Source organism: Bacteriovorax stolpii (assembly GCF_002872415.1).
Taxonomy (GTDB): Bacteria; Bdellovibrionota; Bacteriovoracia; order Bacteriovoracales; family Bacteriovoracaceae; genus Bacteriovorax; species Bacteriovorax stolpii.
The window spans coordinates 373,516-391,419 of record NZ_CP025704.1 but is presented as its reverse complement, the minus strand read 5'-3'; the positions used below and the strand labels follow the sequence as shown (position 1 = coordinate 391,419).

16 protein-coding genes are annotated in these 17,904 nt (G+C 38.8%); 9 read left to right on the top strand and 7 right to left on the bottom strand.

Features of this window, described 5'->3' with window-relative positions; genetic code table 11:
• Window positions 1-28: 28 nt before the first annotated feature.
• Window positions 29-1,120, bottom strand: a complete 1,092-nt coding sequence (locus tag C0V70_RS01815; RefSeq protein WP_158649526.1) for a sensor histidine kinase — start codon at window positions 1,118-1,120, stop codon at window positions 29-31.
• A 524-nt stretch (window positions 1,121-1,644) separates the two neighbouring features.
• Between C0V70_RS01815 and C0V70_RS01810 the strand changes: the two genes are divergently transcribed.
• On the top strand, window positions 1,645-4,791 hold the full coding sequence (locus C0V70_RS01810; protein ID WP_102242155.1) for a DEAD/DEAH box helicase: 3,147 nt from the start codon (window positions 1,645-1,647) through the stop codon (window positions 4,789-4,791).
• Window positions 4,792-4,799: 8 nt separating this feature from the next.
• Here the strand turns inward: C0V70_RS01810 and C0V70_RS01805 are convergent, their stop codons facing one another.
• From C0V70_RS01805 to C0V70_RS01795, 3 genes are all read right to left on the bottom strand, one after another.
• A complete protein-coding gene (locus C0V70_RS01805) occupies window positions 4,800-5,132 on the bottom strand; it encodes a hypothetical protein (RefSeq protein ID WP_102242154.1) in 333 nt (110 codons plus the stop codon).
• A gap of 270 nt (window positions 5,133-5,402) precedes the next feature.
• Window positions 5,403-6,083 carry a uracil-DNA glycosylase gene (gene ung, locus C0V70_RS01800; RefSeq protein ID WP_102242153.1) on the bottom strand — a complete coding sequence of 227 codons (681 nt, stop codon included), beginning with the start codon at window positions 6,081-6,083 and terminating at the stop codon, window positions 5,403-5,405.
• Window positions 6,083-6,505: a hypothetical protein gene (locus C0V70_RS01795; RefSeq protein ID WP_102242152.1), complete on the bottom strand. Its 423-nt coding sequence runs from the start codon at window positions 6,503-6,505 to the stop codon at window positions 6,083-6,085. Before C0V70_RS01795 ends, ung begins: the two co-directional genes overlap by 1 nt.
• 182 nt (window positions 6,506-6,687) lie before the next feature.
• On the opposite strand from C0V70_RS01795, the gene C0V70_RS01790 reads away from it, so the two are divergent.
• From C0V70_RS01790 to C0V70_RS01765, 6 genes are all read left to right on the top strand, one after another.
• Window positions 6,688-7,095, top strand: a complete 408-nt coding sequence (locus C0V70_RS01790) for a hypothetical protein (protein ID WP_102242151.1) — start codon at window positions 6,688-6,690, stop codon at window positions 7,093-7,095.
• A gap of 173 nt (window positions 7,096-7,268) precedes the next feature.
• Window positions 7,269-7,532: a hypothetical protein gene (locus tag C0V70_RS01785; protein WP_102242150.1), complete on the top strand. Its 264-nt coding sequence runs from the start codon at window positions 7,269-7,271 to the stop codon at window positions 7,530-7,532.
• Window positions 7,533-7,582: 50 nt separating this feature from the next.
• A complete protein-coding gene (locus C0V70_RS01780; RefSeq protein WP_102242149.1) occupies window positions 7,583-9,022 on the top strand; it encodes a hypothetical protein in 1,440 nt (479 codons plus the stop codon).
• A complete protein-coding gene (locus C0V70_RS01775; RefSeq protein ID WP_158649525.1) occupies window positions 8,998-9,906 on the top strand; it encodes a YcaO-like family protein in 909 nt (302 codons plus the stop codon). The genes C0V70_RS01780 and C0V70_RS01775 overlap by 25 nt, the downstream gene beginning before the upstream one ends.
• Window positions 9,903-11,318 carry a sensor histidine kinase gene (locus C0V70_RS01770; RefSeq protein WP_102242147.1) on the top strand — a complete coding sequence of 472 codons (1,416 nt, stop codon included), beginning with the start codon at window positions 9,903-9,905 and terminating at the stop codon, window positions 11,316-11,318. The genes C0V70_RS01775 and C0V70_RS01770 overlap by 4 nt, the downstream gene beginning before the upstream one ends.
• Window positions 11,319-11,599: 281 nt before the next feature.
• On the top strand, window positions 11,600-11,902 hold the full coding sequence (locus C0V70_RS01765) for a CCDC90 family protein (protein WP_102242146.1): 303 nt from the start codon (window positions 11,600-11,602) through the stop codon (window positions 11,900-11,902).
• A gap of 28 nt (window positions 11,903-11,930) precedes the next feature.
• On the opposite strand, the gene C0V70_RS01760 is transcribed toward C0V70_RS01765, so the two are convergent.
• A complete protein-coding gene (locus tag C0V70_RS01760; protein ID WP_102242145.1) occupies window positions 11,931-13,838 on the bottom strand; it encodes a methyl-accepting chemotaxis protein in 1,908 nt (635 codons plus the stop codon).
• A gap of 178 nt (window positions 13,839-14,016) precedes the next feature.
• The gene (locus C0V70_RS01755) at window positions 14,017-14,340 is read right to left on the bottom strand and encodes a hypothetical protein (protein ID WP_102242144.1); all 324 of its coding nucleotides are present in this window, start codon (window positions 14,338-14,340) and stop codon (window positions 14,017-14,019) included.
• A 216-nt stretch (window positions 14,341-14,556) separates the two neighbouring features.
• On the opposite strand from C0V70_RS01755, the gene C0V70_RS01750 reads away from it, so the two are divergent.
• Window positions 14,557-15,423: an ImmA/IrrE family metallo-endopeptidase gene (locus tag C0V70_RS01750; RefSeq protein ID WP_102242143.1), complete on the top strand. Its 867-nt coding sequence runs from the start codon at window positions 14,557-14,559 to the stop codon at window positions 15,421-15,423.
• Entirely contained in the window at window positions 15,414-15,971 is a 558-nt protein-coding gene (locus C0V70_RS01745; RefSeq protein ID WP_102242142.1) for a 2'-5' RNA ligase family protein, read from the top strand. The genes C0V70_RS01750 and C0V70_RS01745 overlap by 10 nt, the downstream gene beginning before the upstream one ends.
• On the opposite strand, the gene C0V70_RS01740 is transcribed toward C0V70_RS01745, so the two are convergent.
• On the bottom strand, window positions 15,952-17,853 hold the full coding sequence (locus C0V70_RS01740; protein ID WP_102242141.1) for a polysaccharide biosynthesis protein: 1,902 nt from the start codon (window positions 17,851-17,853) through the stop codon (window positions 15,952-15,954). The two genes, C0V70_RS01745 and C0V70_RS01740, sit on opposite strands and share 20 nt — an antisense overlap.
• Window positions 17,854-17,904 lie beyond the last annotated feature (51 nt).

The following is a 17,904-nucleotide window of genomic DNA, read 5'->3' as shown; positions in this document are numbered from 1 at the left end:
ATTAGAACCCATATCTTTTTCAATGGAATTAAATTGCTTGTTTTGGAAGAACAACTTTAAAACATGCACCTTTTCCCGGTGTCGGGATAAACTCCAATGTCCCACCATTAAAGGTGATGATATTTGCTGAGTATGTGAGTCCTAGTCCTGTCGCCTGACCAATACTTTTTGTAGTGAAGAATGGATCAAAAATATTTTTAGTAAATTCCTCAGGAATCCCTCGCCCGTTATCTCTGATAAAGATCATCATGTTTGGGCCATAGTCATCTAAAGAGATTTCAACCTGGCCATTTCCACGGTTGAGATCAATGAGCTCATCCAGAGAGTTCTCAACGATGATATAGATGGCCCTGAAAATTTCGTTATAAATTCCGGAGAAATATAATTCTGTTTGTTTGAAGTGAGTGTGTATTTGAATATCACGATTTCCAACTCTATCCTTTGCCATGGCAGCAACCGACATCAAAAGCTCCTGCATATTAATAGGAGAGATTTTTCGATTGCTTTTATCGGAGATACTTCTCATCGAAAATGTCACATCCTGGATGCGTTTCACATTTCTTTCGATTTTATCCATGTAGCTTTCAAGGGCCTTCTTATCAATGGGCTTCTCACCTTCAATCATTCTTCGGATCTTATACTGACAGCCTTTGATGACAGATAACGGATTGTTGATTTCGTGAGCAACTCCGGTGGCTAGGTTACCAAGGGAAGCCAGCTGCGTGAGCCTGAATGACTTATTTTGCAGTTCTTCTTTTTCCGATGTCGTCTTCTCTCTTAGAATGTCTGCCAGAATACACAAGGCCGTAATAAGGATGATTCCAAACACTGTAGAAGTTACCAGGAATTGATCCATTCCCTGGGCCGGCACCACATTGAGCGGCAGCATATCCAGTCTTTTAAGCTGGCTGATTAAAACGATATTTAAAGCAATAATGATAAACCAAATAATACTGTAGAAAGCATTCAGTAAAAAGGCGGCCAAGACAGGCACAATACCAATCCACCAAATGGAGCTGGCCTTGATGCCACCTGTATAAAGGGTGAGCATCTCGATCGTGATAAAATAAACGAGAATAATGTAATTTGCTGTCAACAGATAAGACTTAAAAGTCTTCATAATAAAAGGTAAAAACATAACTGCGAATGAAGCTGCCAGGCAACTAAACGCCAGAATCTTGGACTCATATCTAAAATAGTAAGTGAGAAAAAAATATATCCCTAATGCAACAAAGCAGTACGTGAAAGGGAGTACATAACGTGCCTTCGCTAATTCTGATTGTTTTGAAAGTGTAGGGCTTATAAACTTCATCGTCTGCAGTGTATGAAAGAACACTTATTAAAGCAATAAAACGGCCCTTCGACAGCAAATAAAGGGGAGCAACTCATAGGACGCTTAACGTGCCAAACGTTGTCTTTAATTGCTTGTGCATTGGGCAGTTCACGCCGGATTGCACACTGTCTATATTTTAAAATTGGTCATCATACCTGAGCAGAATACTTTACCTATTTTTTGACACTGAATTTTCTTTTTTTGTCAAGGAAATTTAAGGCCTTTGATGTGAATTTCCCTCTGATTTAACAGTCGCTATCGACGAAAAATAGCGTATAATTATCTTTTGATTTACTTACTAAAGAAGGCCCATGAACGATCGCACCTGGAACATTCCTGAAACAATTAACGAAGAATGTAAGCGTTTTTTTACGCCCGCTTTAATTCAAAACGGTCTGAGATTTTTTAAACTCTCACGCGTCTCTATTTCATTCAAGAAGGGTTCGCCTGATACGTATTACATCGTAAGTGGAATTGTGCGTGATGACCGCGCCCATGAAACGAAAATCGTCTACAAGAAACGACTTGAAGGCACTCCTGAGGGGCCATTCTCTTCTAACTGTGACTGCCATCACTGGAAAGAGGGATCTCACTGCCAGCACGTCGTGGCACTTTTTCTGACTTATCAAGTTCAACAATACCTGGAAGAGCAAGGTGAAGAAACCGCAGAGAACAATGAGAGCGGGCTTCCACCAATCGTTATCAACTCAAGCTTCGGGGTTAACGTCGCAGAGTACGGAACTATCATCGGTGGGCCTCACCAGCTTATCGGTGCTCCCGCTGCTCCTACTTACTCTTCACTTCAGTATCTTCTACACAATAAAAAAATCGTTCCTTTCCCAATGCCTGAAACATTCAGAGGGAAATTGCAACTACATCTTTTCCATGACGAAAAGGTACGTTTTAAATACCGTTCTCCAGAAAGTGACAAGGCCATTTCAGAAGTTTCGATTTTTGAAAACCTTTACATCTTCAACTGGAGAGATGGAGCTGTTCTTCATATCCCGAATGATTTAAAAATTCTTATCCAAAGAATCAGACTGAATCTTTTCAACTACACGATTAACGACATCCTGACGAATATTCAGGAACTAGACCTCTTCCCACAAGTTGAAGTCTTTATCGAGAATGTAGCGCTGGAAGAAATCAGAACCAGCAGACCAAAATGCCGCGTGACTTTAGCTCCGGCCGAAAAGAAAGGACTGCTCCATGCCTCTTTAGAATTCTTTGATGAATCAGAGCTGCTTGTCGCTCCAAACGAGTTCATGTCGTTCTTTACTTTCAATCATGGAATTCTTGGGCACTTTAAAAAGAAACAAGAAGCTTATGATTTCGTTCTTGCTGTTAAAGACAGCCTAGTAAACGGAAACGAAAGCTATAAAAAGTTTATTGTCTCGGCCAACAAAAAAGTGAAGGCCCAAAGCCTAATCAGCGAGATCACTAAAAACCGCGACACCATTGTTTACGATCAGACGAACCGTCTCGTCTGCCTTTATGAAAACCAAACAATGCGCGAACTTTTCCTGGCCATGATCCAGCACTTTGGAGACCAGTTCTTCAGATACGCTCACCTCGACAGCGAGGAAAAGAAAGTGAAATACGATGTCCAACCGGGAGTTGTCTTCCAGGGATTATCAGAATTCCACCGCGCGGTCTCACTTCTTAACATTGAAATCTTTTACGACCGTCACGAGATTTCTAAATGGAACTCGCGCATCAGGTTCGAGCGCCGCTCTTCAAGCACGAAGTGGTTCGACCTCGAACTCAATATCGACCAGGATGACTTAGCTGTTATTCAGGAAGCTGATCTTGAGGCCGGAATGGTTATCACCAAAAAAGGTCTGATCCTTTTAACAAAGGAGCAAAAAGACCTGATCCGCTTCATGCAGAAGTATACAAAATATGAAGCGACTGACACTCAGACAAAAATTGATGGGAGCCAGTCGTTTAAAAAATTCATTCTGCCGTTTAACCGCGCCAGAATTTTTGAATTATTCGAACTTAGAAAACTTGGAATTGAAGGCGCCCTTTCAGAAGAAGACATCGCTCTTTGCGAAAGACTTTCTAACCTCACTGAAATGCCAAGCTACCCTCTTCCACAAGAGCTGGATGGTGTCTTACGTCCTTACCAGCAAGTTGGATACAATTGGCTAAGATTCCTGCACGAGCACAAGCTTGGTGCCTGTCTTGCTGATGACATGGGTCTTGGTAAGACTCTGCAGACAATCACGTTCCTACAATCTATTTACGATAAAATCGACCGCGTTCTTGTCGTGTGTCCAGTGACCATCCTCCTGAACTGGGAAAAAGAAATCCAGAAATTCTCGAAGATGAGCATGCATATCTATCACGGTGGCTCGCGAGAGATCCCAAGTGATAAAAAGATCATCCTGACTTCTTATGGGGTGATGAAAAAAGAATCAGAAGCTGTTTTCTCGAATATCAACTTCGACATTCTTGTACTGGATGAAGTTCAGCACTTAAAGAACGTCAGGTCTCTTGGTGCTTTCTCAGCAAGAAAGATCAACGCTGATTTCAGAATCTGTTTAACGGGTACGCCTGTTGAAAATGATTTATCTGAGTTCTACAACATTCTCGATTTAAGTATCCCTGGTATCTGGGGTGATCTTCAATTCGTTAGAGCTGTTTCAAATACAAAGACCAGAGGGATCGCCAGAAGAACGGCCAGCCCGTTTATTTTAAGACGCACAAAGGCCCAGGTTCTTCACGATCTTCCACCGAAAATCGAAAACAACGTCTACCTGGAATTGAACGAGGAAGAAAACAAGTTCTACCAGCAAAACATCGTCTCGATCCGCGCGCGTATTCAAAGCTCGACGACTTCCGCAAAGTACGGGGAAATCCTGCGCGGTCTACTCCAACTAAGACAAAACTGCTTATGGCAAAACCGTGCTGGAGATAACAACTACAAGCACATTGATTCAACTAAGATCGACTTCCTTTTAGAAACACTGGAGACGATTTTAGAAGAAGGCCAGCAGGCCATTATCTTCTCTCAATTTACGACTTACCTGGATATCATCCAGCACTTCTTTAGAGAAAAACACTGGAAGTTCTCGCGCATCGACGGTTCTCAGAGCATCAACAAACGCCAGGAACAGGTTGATCAGTTCCAGTCGGGCAAAACTCCGATCTTCCTTATCTCACTTAAGGCCGGGGGTGTGGGGCTTAACTTAACAGCGGCAAGCTACGTCTTCATTATGGACCCATGGTGGAACCCAGCTGTTGAATCACAGGCGATCGATAGAGCGCACAGAATCGGGCAGAAAAACACGCTGACGGTTTATCGTCCGATCATTAAGAACTCGGTTGAAGAGAAGGTTTTAAAGCTTCAGGAAGAGAAAAAACAACTCTTCTCTGATCTCCTTTCTACGGATGATGATCAGGTGTTCTCAGGTCGATTGACGATGAAAGATTTTGAGATGTTGTTTTCTTAGTCTCTTTCTTAGTAAAGAGCATTACAACGAATCGAAAGCTTCACTTTCTCATCCGCTTTAACTTTACCTTCTACTGAACACTCAGCTTCGCCACCTGATTTAGGCCACGATTGTCCAGTTCCAGCAATGACATCATTTTCTACCGTTAATTTAAAAACACTGTAGCTTGATGAATTAGTGCAATAAATGGCGATGATATCTTCTTCAGATGGATTGATTTTACATTTAGAGCCTTGAGACTTTTCTACGGCCAATTTAAGGTTTGAAACCAAGTCCTGCGCCGGTAATGTCGCTGAAAAACTTAACCCTAAAATCATTAAAAATAATGTCTTCTTAAACATAAATCCTCCAAATCCCCCTAATCATAGCACTAGAATAAAAATGCCTTAAAAGAAGTGAAAATTTTACGGAGGTGTTCAATTTTTCTACAGTGCCGTCGTTACACTAGCTTATGAATTTGTTGAAAATAGTCCTCAATGTTTTCGGCCCTTAGTTCGATACTTAGGCCTCTTCGAGGGTTGATAAATGTCATTCGAAAAACTCATTGGTTGGTCATTTAAATTGGTGTTGAGCATTTGTGCCGGATTCTGCATCAAGATTTTGATGTTTCCCTAGTCAAGCTTCCAATCGATCGGTTTAATACTTTTAGACTCTAAGTAAGTATTCGTTTGAGAAAACGGCCTGCTTCCCAAAAAACCTCTGTGCGCAGAAAGTGGTGACGGATGCACCGATTTAATAATGTGATGTTTTTTAGTGCTTACAGCTTTCGCTTTCTTCTGAGCAGGACTTCCCCACAAAACAAAAACTAAATGCTCACGTTTCTCATTTAGCACTTCAATAATCTTATCTGTGAACTCATTCCACCCAATATCCTTGTGAGACATTGGCTTTCCCTCTAAGACCGTCAGCTGATTGTTTAAAAGAAGTACACCTTGCCTCGCCCACTTCTCCAAATCGCCATTAGAGGGCTTTTTTACGTCCATATCGCTCACAAGTTCTTTGTAGATATTCACCAGTGAGGGCGGAACCTTAATCCCCGGCTTAACCGAAAAACTAAGCCCATGAGCTTGTCCTGGTCCGTGATACGGGTCCTGGCCAATAATAACCACTTTAACTTTTGAAAAGGGAGTCAGGTTTAGTGCTGTGAAAAGTTCTTTTTTTGGCGGGTAAACAGTTTCTTCAGCATAAGCTTTCTGGAGCGTCTCTTCCATCGCCTTAAAATACGGCGCCTCAAATTCATCTTTTAGAACTTCAAGCCAAGACGGGTCTTCAATATACTGAGAAAGTTTCATTACTTAATTCTGCAATCTGGAAGTGCGCTGATAGCTGACCCTAAATCGATCTTGCAGTTAAATAATTCCATCACTGCGGGTGATGATGTTGTCGAGATGATTTTGTTTGTCGATGTTTCAACCAAGCGAACAGATGTCTTTGCCATGATTCCAAAATATGTCGATGTACATTCAACAGAAGCATCGCTGACGAATTCAACAGAAGAAACTTCTGATGGATGAGAAAGAACTGTAACAAAATATCCTTTTTGCTCGTAGGCCTTGATGATCTCTTCTTTTCTTGTGTTTTCGTTCATTGATGAGCCGAATGGAAGCAGACCCAGGGTGCATTGGTTAGCTGAGATTGTGGCTGCGTTTGTTTCGGCGGAATATAGGGCGATAACTGCAACGACTGCGAGGATGATTTTTTTGATTAGTAGCACTGGGGAGGCTCCTGAATTTAATTGATTTATTCAGGGGGAGTTTTATAGATAAATGATTAATTTTTCAAGGTGGAAATAGGCTTTGTTTCAAAAAAGAAAAATATACTCCTTTCTTATTACCATCAATGTCAAAAATTCATCGATTAAATTACAACACCTTTGCCAAAAACAAAGGAGAAAGAATGAAAAATTTAATGATTACTATTTCAATCGCACTGATCCTAACTTCATGTGCAAGCAGTTCAAAGAAAGAAGAAAAAAATCCATTTGATGCCTTAACCTTAAAGGAGACTTTAAAAGAAGGTCTAACAACTCAAACAGAGGTTTTAAAAGCTTTTGGTGCACCTGATATCACCACTGAAGATAAAACAAAACAAGATGTTTGGGTTTACAGCAAGCACAATGTCGCCTCTGAATCAAATGGTTATGCAGTTGGTGCCCTAGCCTTCCTGCCTGGCCCATTCTCATTAGCAGGAGGAGTTCTAGATGGTGACAAAAGCGAGACAAGCTCGAAAACCATTACCCTTACGTTGGTCTTCAATAAAAAGAAAATTTTAAAAGACTACTCCTTAACAAAAGTAAGAATTTAAGATTTCAACAACTCTTAAACATTGCATCGAGATGTAGAGAAATCTTAACCGTCTGATTTTGAAAGAAAAGCCAAAAAGGAGAAGCCATATGTAAATAATTCAATTGGAATAGTATTTACTTAAAAACCATCTATACTAAACAAAATTATAAACGTTTAAAAGGGCAAAAAAATATGAATGCTTTGTTAAAACTAATCTCTCTTAGTGCTTTAGCGATTACTCAAACTTTTGCAGGGACCATTCCTGTTTCTAAATTAACTAGCATTGAAAAGAAATTTATCTTTGAGAATCATGATGGAGAATTGATTAAATATGACTCTTTAGAAGATCAGATCATATTGGACGATCAACTTGAAGATGAATTGAGGCAAAAAGGTATTATTCATACTGAAGATGCTGTTGGAGATCAAGCTAGCCTTGGAAACGGTGGCAGATAAAAATGAGGGTCACTTTACTAATCTGTCTCTTGTTAATTGGATGCCAAAAAATGACAAATCATAAATCGACCTTAAGCGCACCAATATTCTCTCGAATCAATTTAAGTCAAATTGATTCGAGAAACATTGTAACGACTCTGCAATATCAAATGGTGATAAACTTAAACCTTAATTTGCTTGAGTATGATAACAATACAAACATTACAACACTGCTTGCCGATGACTTCTCGGTTAATGATAAGCAAATCATCTTTAACATTAGAAAAGGTATGTATACTGTTGGCGGACATGAAATCAAAGGACGAGATGCAGAAGTGAGCCTCAGAAGAATGATTTACGCAAAAGGCTCTCACTCTAAGTTGAAAGACTTATTGTGTGATTATATTAAAGATGAACCATGCGAAGCTATCCACTCAAAAGACTACAATCTTACATTAAATGCAAAAAGTAAATCTTACGTACCCATAATCTTAACTCTTTTAACCATTGCTGATAATGTTATCTATCCCTTAACCGCTCTAAGCTCTGATTCTGATGATTCAACTATCATAAATTTTAAAGAAACAACCGGCCCATACTATATAGATCAAGATAAAATAGTCGAAGAAGATCTTAGCGCTATTACATTAAAATTAAATGAAAAACACTTTTTAAGTCAAAACATGCCATCAGCTGTTACGTATCGTAAAATTGATGCTGAAAAATTAATTATAAATGATAAATTAAATACCGATTTTAATTACATTCACAACGTATTAGAACTATATAAAACAGAAATCAATTCTTTAGAAAAAGACAAAAGCATCCTTTCATACAAGACTGCACCTCTTCGCAACACCATGATATTTTCAACTGAACGAGGTCGAAAAAAATTAACTTCGGCAGAATTAATTTACTTTCAACTATTAATCAAAAAAGTACTCTTGCAGTCTACTGAGAATTATCCTGAAATTTCTTTTCTGCAAAAGGAGTTTTACCCAAAAGGAAGTGATAGTAACCTAACCCAAGAACAATTAAATCAACTCGAAGAAAGATATAAAATCATTCAAAATTCAAGTACTCCAAATAAAAAAATCACCCTCGGACTTTATAAATCATATTATGATAAGTATGCAGCTTCACTAAATAACTCATCTATGAAAGTTGTTCAAATATCTAATCCCCCAGTAATTAATAACTCCGAAAATGTTGATCTATTCATTGATACAATTGACTCAGGTTTCAAAGAAAGCCTTGATTCATTAGAGTATGCTCGAACATTTAAAATCTTTAATATTTCTGACCACGAAATGAATGATTATCTCAACTCTGAAAACAAAGCAGAGCGTCTAAAAATATTGCAATCAATTCATTTCAACACGCTCATGGAAGGATATTGTCTCAACATTGGTTCTTCTCCCTACACAACAATACTATCTAAAGAATGGGAAGCATCACCATCAACCATGTTCGTTGGGTATCCTGTATGGAAAATCAAAAAAAAGAATTAATTAAATGGGCGCTAAAAGAATTTTCTACATCTTTAAAAATATTTGAACAAAGATGGAATATATTTGAAACCCAGCCATACTTTGACTACAGAGTCGAACTTAGGATTGATGAATTCTTATGTAAAGGAAGAGGCGTTAATACATCTAAGGATCTTGCGCTAACTTCTGCCCTTGCTGAAGCTATCGAAAGATATGCAATAAAATTTAATTCTATAAATAGTTCTAATGGTATTTCCTTACATTCTAATCAAAGCGAGGCACGGCTTAACGCAAAATTAGAATTAATTGAAAGGCACTATGTTATGGCTTATTCACTAGGACACATCGAAAATAACAACATTCATTCGTTAGCGTATGCCCAAATAGCACCAACAATTAAAGCCTTAAATTTTTTTGGAGTCGAATTTAGTTTTCTAAAATTAAATTCTGAAAAATATTATACGGTTTTATGTCAAGCTTCTGGCCTACAATGCAAAAAGCCTTTTGGGCTCTGTTTTGGTTCAGCAACCAAGATATCTCTAGAAAAAGCAATTGAAAAAAGCTTCTTCGAGGCATTAATCAATACTGTCGCGCATATTAATCTAAATATCCAAGCTATTAGCGAAGATGATTTTCAAAAAATTATATCCCCTAAGCCTGAGGACCATCTCGCATTGTACTCCGATGTAACATTTGCTAAAAAGTATCTCACTCTAGCTCGCCATCAGCATGGGCCTTTAAACACTCCTTTAAACGAAAAATTCACAATTCAAGAAATTTTTTATCCATACTCATCTTTATTCCCAGTTTTCAAAGCATCCCATCCTGACGCCTTGTCTGCACATTGGGGCTACCTTAATCATCCAAACAATTTCAATCCCTCATTTCCCCTGGTGCTCCCATGAGGAAGTCAATTGGTTTTATATTTGGATATTTAACACTTAACTTTTTTTTATATTTTTCAATATTATCGTCCCTCATTTTTATTGAAATTGAGCAGAAAAACCAAATTGCTTCAGTTTCAACACAACTTGTAAGAGAAAATTTTTTATTCACAGACTTTAGAACTGTAAAAAAAGACTTGGCTAAAATTACAGGAGAAAATTTTTCTGCTGTTGAGGCTTTTGATAATACAGGAGCAAAAATTATTGACTTCTCTAATGAGAAAACTCCTTTTACAATTAAGATCAAAAAATATATATGGTCTGACTCTCAACACTTGCATCATAAAGGTACGATAAATTATTATTTTGAGATCGCTAACTTATTCGGAATTGCACTAAAACCTTTCCTTATTTCCTTATTATTTAGTCTCCCCTTATTTTTGTTTTTTGTAAGATATACTCGCAACAGAGAAACAGAAAAAATAGAGCACGAAAAATCAAAAGCTTTGAATAAAATATCACTTCAAATATCTCATGACATTAGATCACCGATAGCAACCTTACACCAAATCCTTCAGGCCAGTGATAATATGAATGCCTCTGACAAAAAGCTTTTCTATGAAGCTTTATTAAGAATTGATAACATTGCTGACTCTCATTTAAAAATAAGACAAAAAGGCATTTACGAGGAAAAGAAAATTTTTAATTTAAGAGATCTTATTAAGCAAATCAGCTGCGAAAAGAACACTGAATTCAAAGATCTAACTATTGAGATCAAAATGGACAATATTTTAATTGAATGCTCATACTTCGACCTTGCTAGAATCGTTTCAAACTTAATTAACAACAGCTATGAAGCCATGATTTCAAATAAAAAAATTTGTATTTCGGCATTCCAAAAATCAGATGAAACATATCTTTACATTGAGGATTTTGGTCATGGAATTCCTCCAGCCATACTGCAATCTATAGGTAAAAAAGAAATTACAAACAAGAAGAATGGTAATGGCCTTGGCTTAATGCACGCAGTTGAAGTTTTAAAAAGTTGGAACTCTAGATTAGAGATTATTAAAACAAATGATTCAGGGACTATTATAGAGATTGTATTTCCCAGCACGCCATCTAAGAATTTTCTACTAGATAATGATGAACTGGTTTGCCTAACATGGACAACCAAAGCCCAAAGAAAGAATATTCAATTAGAGTATTCTTTAGAACCAAATGATTTTTGGGAAAAAATTAAAGCGGCTACTCAAGATTCAAATTTTTATATCGATTCTGATTTGGGTGGGGACTTAAAGGGTGAGGTAATAGCGCAAAAGCTTTATGACCTAGGATTTAAAAATATCTATCTAACAACAGGATACGAGAAAGAAAATTTTAACCATATGCCATTTATAAAATCTGTTATGTCTAAAGCTCCTCCTTTCTAAAAATAAATGTAATAAGCAGCGATTACTACTATAATTACCCCCTATTTTATTCACAAATATTCGTATACATTTGGTATGCGAACGAGCCTCGCTTGCTTTCCATTTCAGCAATTTTTCTAAGATATCTTTCTTTTATTCTGCTTTAGAAGCACAAATTATTGACACAAATCACTTCAAGAATTGCTAAAGAGTGTTCTTTTCCCCCGCTACTATCAAATACTTATATTGTCATCAAAATCCGTCTTATTGAATTTCTGTGCTCAACCTCAAAGGAGTTATCAATGATTCACATTCTGCGCTATACTGAAGATCTAGAAAAAGCTGGCTTTACTAGCGAGCAAGCCAAAAAATCGGTACAACTCTGGATGGATCTTATGGATCAAAACTTTGCAACTAAATCGGACTTAAAAGAGCACTACTTTATGGTCAAAGCAGATCTTGTAAGCATGCAAACTGAAATCAAAGAACTCAAAACAGAGACTCAATCGAACTTTAAAGATCTAGAACATAAACTAACCATCCGCCTAGGAGCACTACTGTCTACGGGAATCATCCTTTTAGGCGTACTAATCTCATTCAAATAAGCTAGTTCCAGAAGGGGGCTAGATTGCTCTATCCACCCTTCACAATCCTATTCAACTCATCCACCTGCTCATTCAACCCACTAGACTGCTCACCAAGCACAACCACCGTCTGCGAAATTCTCCCAGACACATTCATATTCTTCTCAGAAGCCTCTTCAAGAATCTTCATGGCCTGATTAATCTCTTTCGCCTCACGATCCTGAGCATTTGTTCCTTCTTTAATCTCAGTCGCCTTAGTCGAGGCCAATTGCACGCCTGAAATGATTTCTGAAAGAACCTCTCCACACTTCTGTGCGGCCACAGTTCCTTTCTCTACAATAATCATATTATCCGCAGACATTTTTTCATTCGATGTTTTCGTCTGGGCAATAATGCGGTTAATTTGAGTCGATCCATCCAGGATAATGTCTGTGATTTCTTTTGAGGCCTTTCCTGACATGTTAGCCAGGTTCCCAACCTCTTCTGCTACAACCGAAAACCCTTTTCCAAGCTCTCCTGCTCTCGCCGCTTCTACAGAGGCGTTAAAGGCCAGAAGTTTTGTCTGGAAAACGATATCGTTAATAACGTTGGTCTTTTCTTGAATGACGTTGATAACCTGAATGATGCTGTTGATCTCTTCAAAGTTCTCTTCCATTTTCTTTAGCATCGATATGTTGCTGTCTTTGATCTGCACGATGGAATCAACCATCTCAGACACAATGGCCGAACCGCGCTCTCCCTTTTCATGACATTCTGTCAGGAGTTGATTTGATTCATTGGCCTTATTTGAGTTCTCAGTAATTGAGACAGAAATCTGATTTACGGATTCAGTTGTTTGAGTCAAGAGAGCCGCTTGCTCCTGGCTGACAGCATTTAAATCTTTTTGAGCTTCGGCGATGACCTGCGACACTTTCGTCACTTCAGTTGCACCTGAAGCAACATTTTCAGTGATCGCTTCAATCTTCTTACTGATTGATGAAATCATCATCCACACCAGGGCAGCAATAACGATCGTTACAAGGACCGCACCACCGACTTGATAAAGGAAGAGATTGTTTGATTCTTTTTTCAGGGCACTCATCGGAACTACACTCGCATAATACCAAAGTTCAGGAGAGCGTCCCATTTTTACCGGGCGGAAATACTTCACGGCTTCTTCTTTTAAGAATGGCTCGTAAGATTGAAGGTAAAAAGGCTCACCTCTTTTCATCTTTTCCTGAATTTCGATCGCTTCTTTTTCAATCGGCCATGGTTTATTCAAATTGCCAGAATCAATATCTGCGGCAATCTTTCCACTGCTCGTGATAAGTCGAGAAAGGCCTTTTTCAAAGGGGCGCGACTTCTCGAATGTTTCCTGAATGGAGCTGATTCCAAAATCACAACCAACAACGCCAAGAAAGTCTCCCTTGTCGTAAATGGGAATACTGATTGAAGTGAGAAGTTGTTTCTTCCCGTTTACATCATCGAGGTAAGGATCAATCATGATCAAGTCCTTCACTTCCTGAGGTCTAGCGAAATAAGGTTCATTCATCACGTCTTCCCATTTATACGGGTCTTGAAGAACAGGTACTCCTTTATCATCGCGGGCCCAAAATAGCGTGAAACGGCCGTTTTTGGCTTCGTCATCACCGAATTTTCCCGGGACCCAGTCTGCCCATGCACCTTTAAGGAATTTATTGGAATTTACCCAGTAGTTGAAATGAACGCTAAACGTATCGCGGTCGAGTTTCTTTTGATCGACCCAGGCCTGAACGATCTTGGCCATGTTGTCGACTTCGATAGAAGCTTTGTTAACCTCAGTGAGGATTTCCGTAGAAGTCTTAATCGACTCCTGCTCTAAAGATGTGTAAGTCATTTTCTCGAGCGTAGATTTAGTGTTGAGAAAGTTGAGAACGCTAAAAGCAGTGAAAGCAACAGCGACCAGGATAATAATCGGAAGGAAAACCCTCCACTTCATAGAAAGACGATTGAACAAACAAAACCTCTTAGTTAGGAAACTGTCTGTTTATCGTAACTTAGATATAGAATCTTTAAAAATACTTAATTGGTTTAATGAATGGCTGAGTGGTCTTGTCGGAGGAGAAAACAAGAATGCCCTACTAGGGATAGGGCATTCCATAAAAGACTGACGAAGATTAGATTTCTTCGATTAATTTTTCTGATTCATCAAGAATCTTGTTGATAGCATCTACGTTCTCTTCAGTTAATTGTTCATCAGAAGCGATTGAGTTTAATCCTTCTTCAGCTTGAGCAAGTTTTTCTTCAACTGAATTAACGATTGCTGCTACGATTTTTCCTTCAGTGATATCGTCTGTGTCGAAGTTATTAAGTTTTTCTTTTAGTGCTTCTCTTTGCATTTCAATTCTAGATTCGATTCCAAGTAGAGCTTTAGCTGAAACTGTTGCAGCTTGAGCAGTGATTAGAGCGAATAAACTTACGATAGCGATGAATGACTTCATTGGGCTTCCTTGGTTAAAGATTTAGGGGCATCTTACTCCTTTCAAATCCCAATGGAGGCGGTTTTGTAAATTTTACAGGTGGGTGTAAAGTTTTTTATCTCTCATAAATAACAATTATTACCACTGGGAAGCCGTTGATTTGACCATATTTTAGACACCCCCATAAATCTTATATCCCAAGGACATACCTGGCCTATTCCGCAGTACTATACATAGATGAAAATATATATCGCGATTGCCCTCTCTCTTCTGATTAGCCTTCCTGTGTCGGCCCAATTTATTGCTTTCCCTGAGGCCGAAGTCAGAAGCATTCTCCTCATGACACCCGATCAGATTAAGCAATTTGCTCATAAAAAAGAAATTGAACTCTTTAAATTTAGTGACCCTATCCCCTCTCAATCAAAGGATGTTGCCCATGCCTTCCTAGCAAGTTTGCCAGAAGTCGATCAGGAGCTTTTTGGGCCGTATAAGGAAATATTCACGGGCTCAACATTAGGAGTGTATTTTTCTAAGCACAACTCAAGCATTGATCTTGAAAGTGATACGATTCTCTTTTCAAGTGAAGCTGACCGCTGGACGATTGCTCATGAGATGGGGCATGCGCTCATAGATAAAAATAGACCGTTAGAGATGAAAAAAGATGAAGGCGCTGACATTGAACGCCTTCGTAATGCCAAGGAAGATTACGAAGAAATCATGAATCTTTATCGCAATCTTGGTTTTTTTCCTGGTCAGTCTTATATGCAAAGGGCACTTCAGTCGATTCAAGTTTGGACGAGTTTGATGCTTGATATGCTTTATACATATGAGCTGGAAGAGGTTCGCATTGAGAAATACCTTATTGGTCTTTATGAGAATAAGCCTGGGTTGAAGCTTGATTCACATACGTATAAGAGGAGTTTTTGGTATATTGGGAAGAATTGTACGAGTGCGAAGGCGAAAGTTAATCTAGCGGTTGAGGTGCTTGAGTATTTTTCTTCTATTGTTCCTGTCGAATTTAAGGATGCTCATCGGAGTGAGCTTTTAAAGCATAAGAAAATTTTAGATCAACATAGAAAAGTGATTGGGGAGCTTTGTTTATAATTGAAACGAAACAATTTCTGGCCCTTGATGCTCAGTCGTTGAACTTAGATAAAAGCACCTTTGCTAAACTTAGGGTCAGCCTGAAAAAGAAAACGGATGAGTTTAAGTTTGTCGATATGGATAAGCTTTGTATTCCTTTGGTTCATTTGCCTGAAATTGATATTGATCTCTTCAAAGACAAAATAGACTCTATCGCTCAAAGCACTCCCCCTTTTGATCTCAAACTCTCAGGTCTTTCGGCCTATCCTGATTTGATTCAAGGGCGCATGATTTGGATTGGAGTGCAAAATACAAGAGAATTAAGAGAGCTTCAAAGTCAGCTCGAAGCGCTTTTTTATCCAGAGAGTGAGCAAGAGTACAAGCCGACTCTCCCACTAGTGAGAATGAGAAATCATCACAATGTGACTGATGCTCTTTCGCCTTATAAATCGACTAAATTTCCTGTATTAAATGCACAAAAGATCATTCTATACGAAATGACTTCAGGTGGTGCCTACCCTGCAATTAAGCCTGTTCTGGAATTTGGTCTTACTGTTGAGCTTCCTTAACCTCTTCTTCTGCTTTCTTTAAGCGGAAGTGAGTAAACTCTGGAACCAATGCCTTTACCATATACACAACTGTATCTGCTTCAGGTGAATTCAGGCTTAAAAGGCTTTGAAGGTTAACATGGAATGAATCTTCCAGAGGTCTAAATAAGGCCTTTCTGATTTTTCCGTGATGAGTAAGTTCATAAGCTTCTTTATCGCTGAAGAGTTCTTCAAATAGTTTTTCTCCAGGACGAAGCCCAGAGAAGACAATCTTAATATCTTTACCTTCAATCATCCCGGCCAAACGAATCATCTCTTTTGCCAAATCAACGATCTTAACCGGTGCTCCCATATCGAGAACGAAGATCTCTCCTCCCTGCCCCATTGATCCGGCCTGCAACACGAGCTGACAAGCTTCTGGAATGGACATGAAGTAGCGGATGATATCCGGGTGAGTAACTGTTAAGTCTTTGCGTTCTTCAATTTGTTTTCTGAAAAGAGGAATAACAGAACCGTTACTTCCTAAAACGTTTCCGAAACGAACTGATATGAATTTTGTCGTCGTACTTCTCTTTGAAAGGTCAGTAATAACCATTTCAGCAATTCGTTTTGAAGCCCCCATAACATTCGTTGGATTTACGGCTTTATCAGTAGAAATCATGATGAATTTCTCTGCATTGTATTTTAGTGCAGCTTCACCAACAATTTTCGTCCCTCTGATATTGGTTTCAATCGCTTCCATCGGATTGTGCTCCATCATCGGAACATGTTTGTAAGCAGCCGCATGGAATACCAGGTGAGGATGATACTCAGTAAAGACTTTTTCAACTTTATCAGCCTGTCTAACATCGAGGATTTTTGGAAAGAAAGCGATATTTGGGTGCTCGTCTTTAAACTTCATTTCAAGTTCATACATGAAGAGTTCGCAGTAGTCGGCCATGACGATCATAGCTGGATCAAATTTAGCAATTTGAAAACAAAGTTCACTTCCAATTGAACCACCTGCACCTGTAACGAGAACAACTTTACCGCTGATCATATTGCTTAGGTGGCGCATATCAAGTTGGACTTGCTCGCGACCTAAAAGATCTTCAATATTCAGGTTTCTAAGAAGAGAGATATCAACTCGTGGGGAAAGAAGCTGATTCATCTTCGGAAGAATTTTAATTTCTGCTTTTGTCTCTTCACAAAAACTTACAATTCTTTTGACGTCTTCACTATTAGCAGAAGGAATCGCGATAAAGATTTTATCTACATTATGGTTTTTAACCATGTTGGGAATTTGTTCAATTCCACCAAAGACTTTTACATTGTGAATAAGAGCATTGCGCTTAAATTTATCATCATCAAGGAAACCAACGACTCTCAGTTTTAGTGCTGGGGTTGCATTGATGTCGCGAAGAAGTTTTTCTCCTGCTCTTCCTGCGCCGACGATAAGAACGTTTTTCAGGGAAATATCAGCACCACCGATAACCGTGCTTAGTGCCGTCTGGTCCTTAAGGAAACGGTAAACGAAACGTCCTCCTCCAAGACCAATAACTAATAAAAGAAATTCAATAAGGAACATCGAGCGAGGTACACCATCAAGTCTTGTCATGTAAAAGCACACAACAAGTGAAGCTGCGATACCAATAGCTGCAGCATTCACGACTCTGATCAGGTCGTGCATACTACTAAAGCGCCAAACACCTTTGTACATCCCATTTAAAACAAAGCTTCCAGCCTGGATAAACATAGCAATAAAGAAAAAACGATTGAAAGCTAAATTGTCAGCAAGAGGGATATTGAGCGTATCAAAACGCAAATATAAAGCTGCCCAAAAAGAGATACACGCCATGACTAGGTCGTAAAGAAAGGCCAGGATTACGCGAGGATTGCTGAAGTTTGAAAATAGGTTTGCCATAAGTGCTTTCTATGATTTCTTTTTATAACTGTCATGCAATTAATAGTAAGC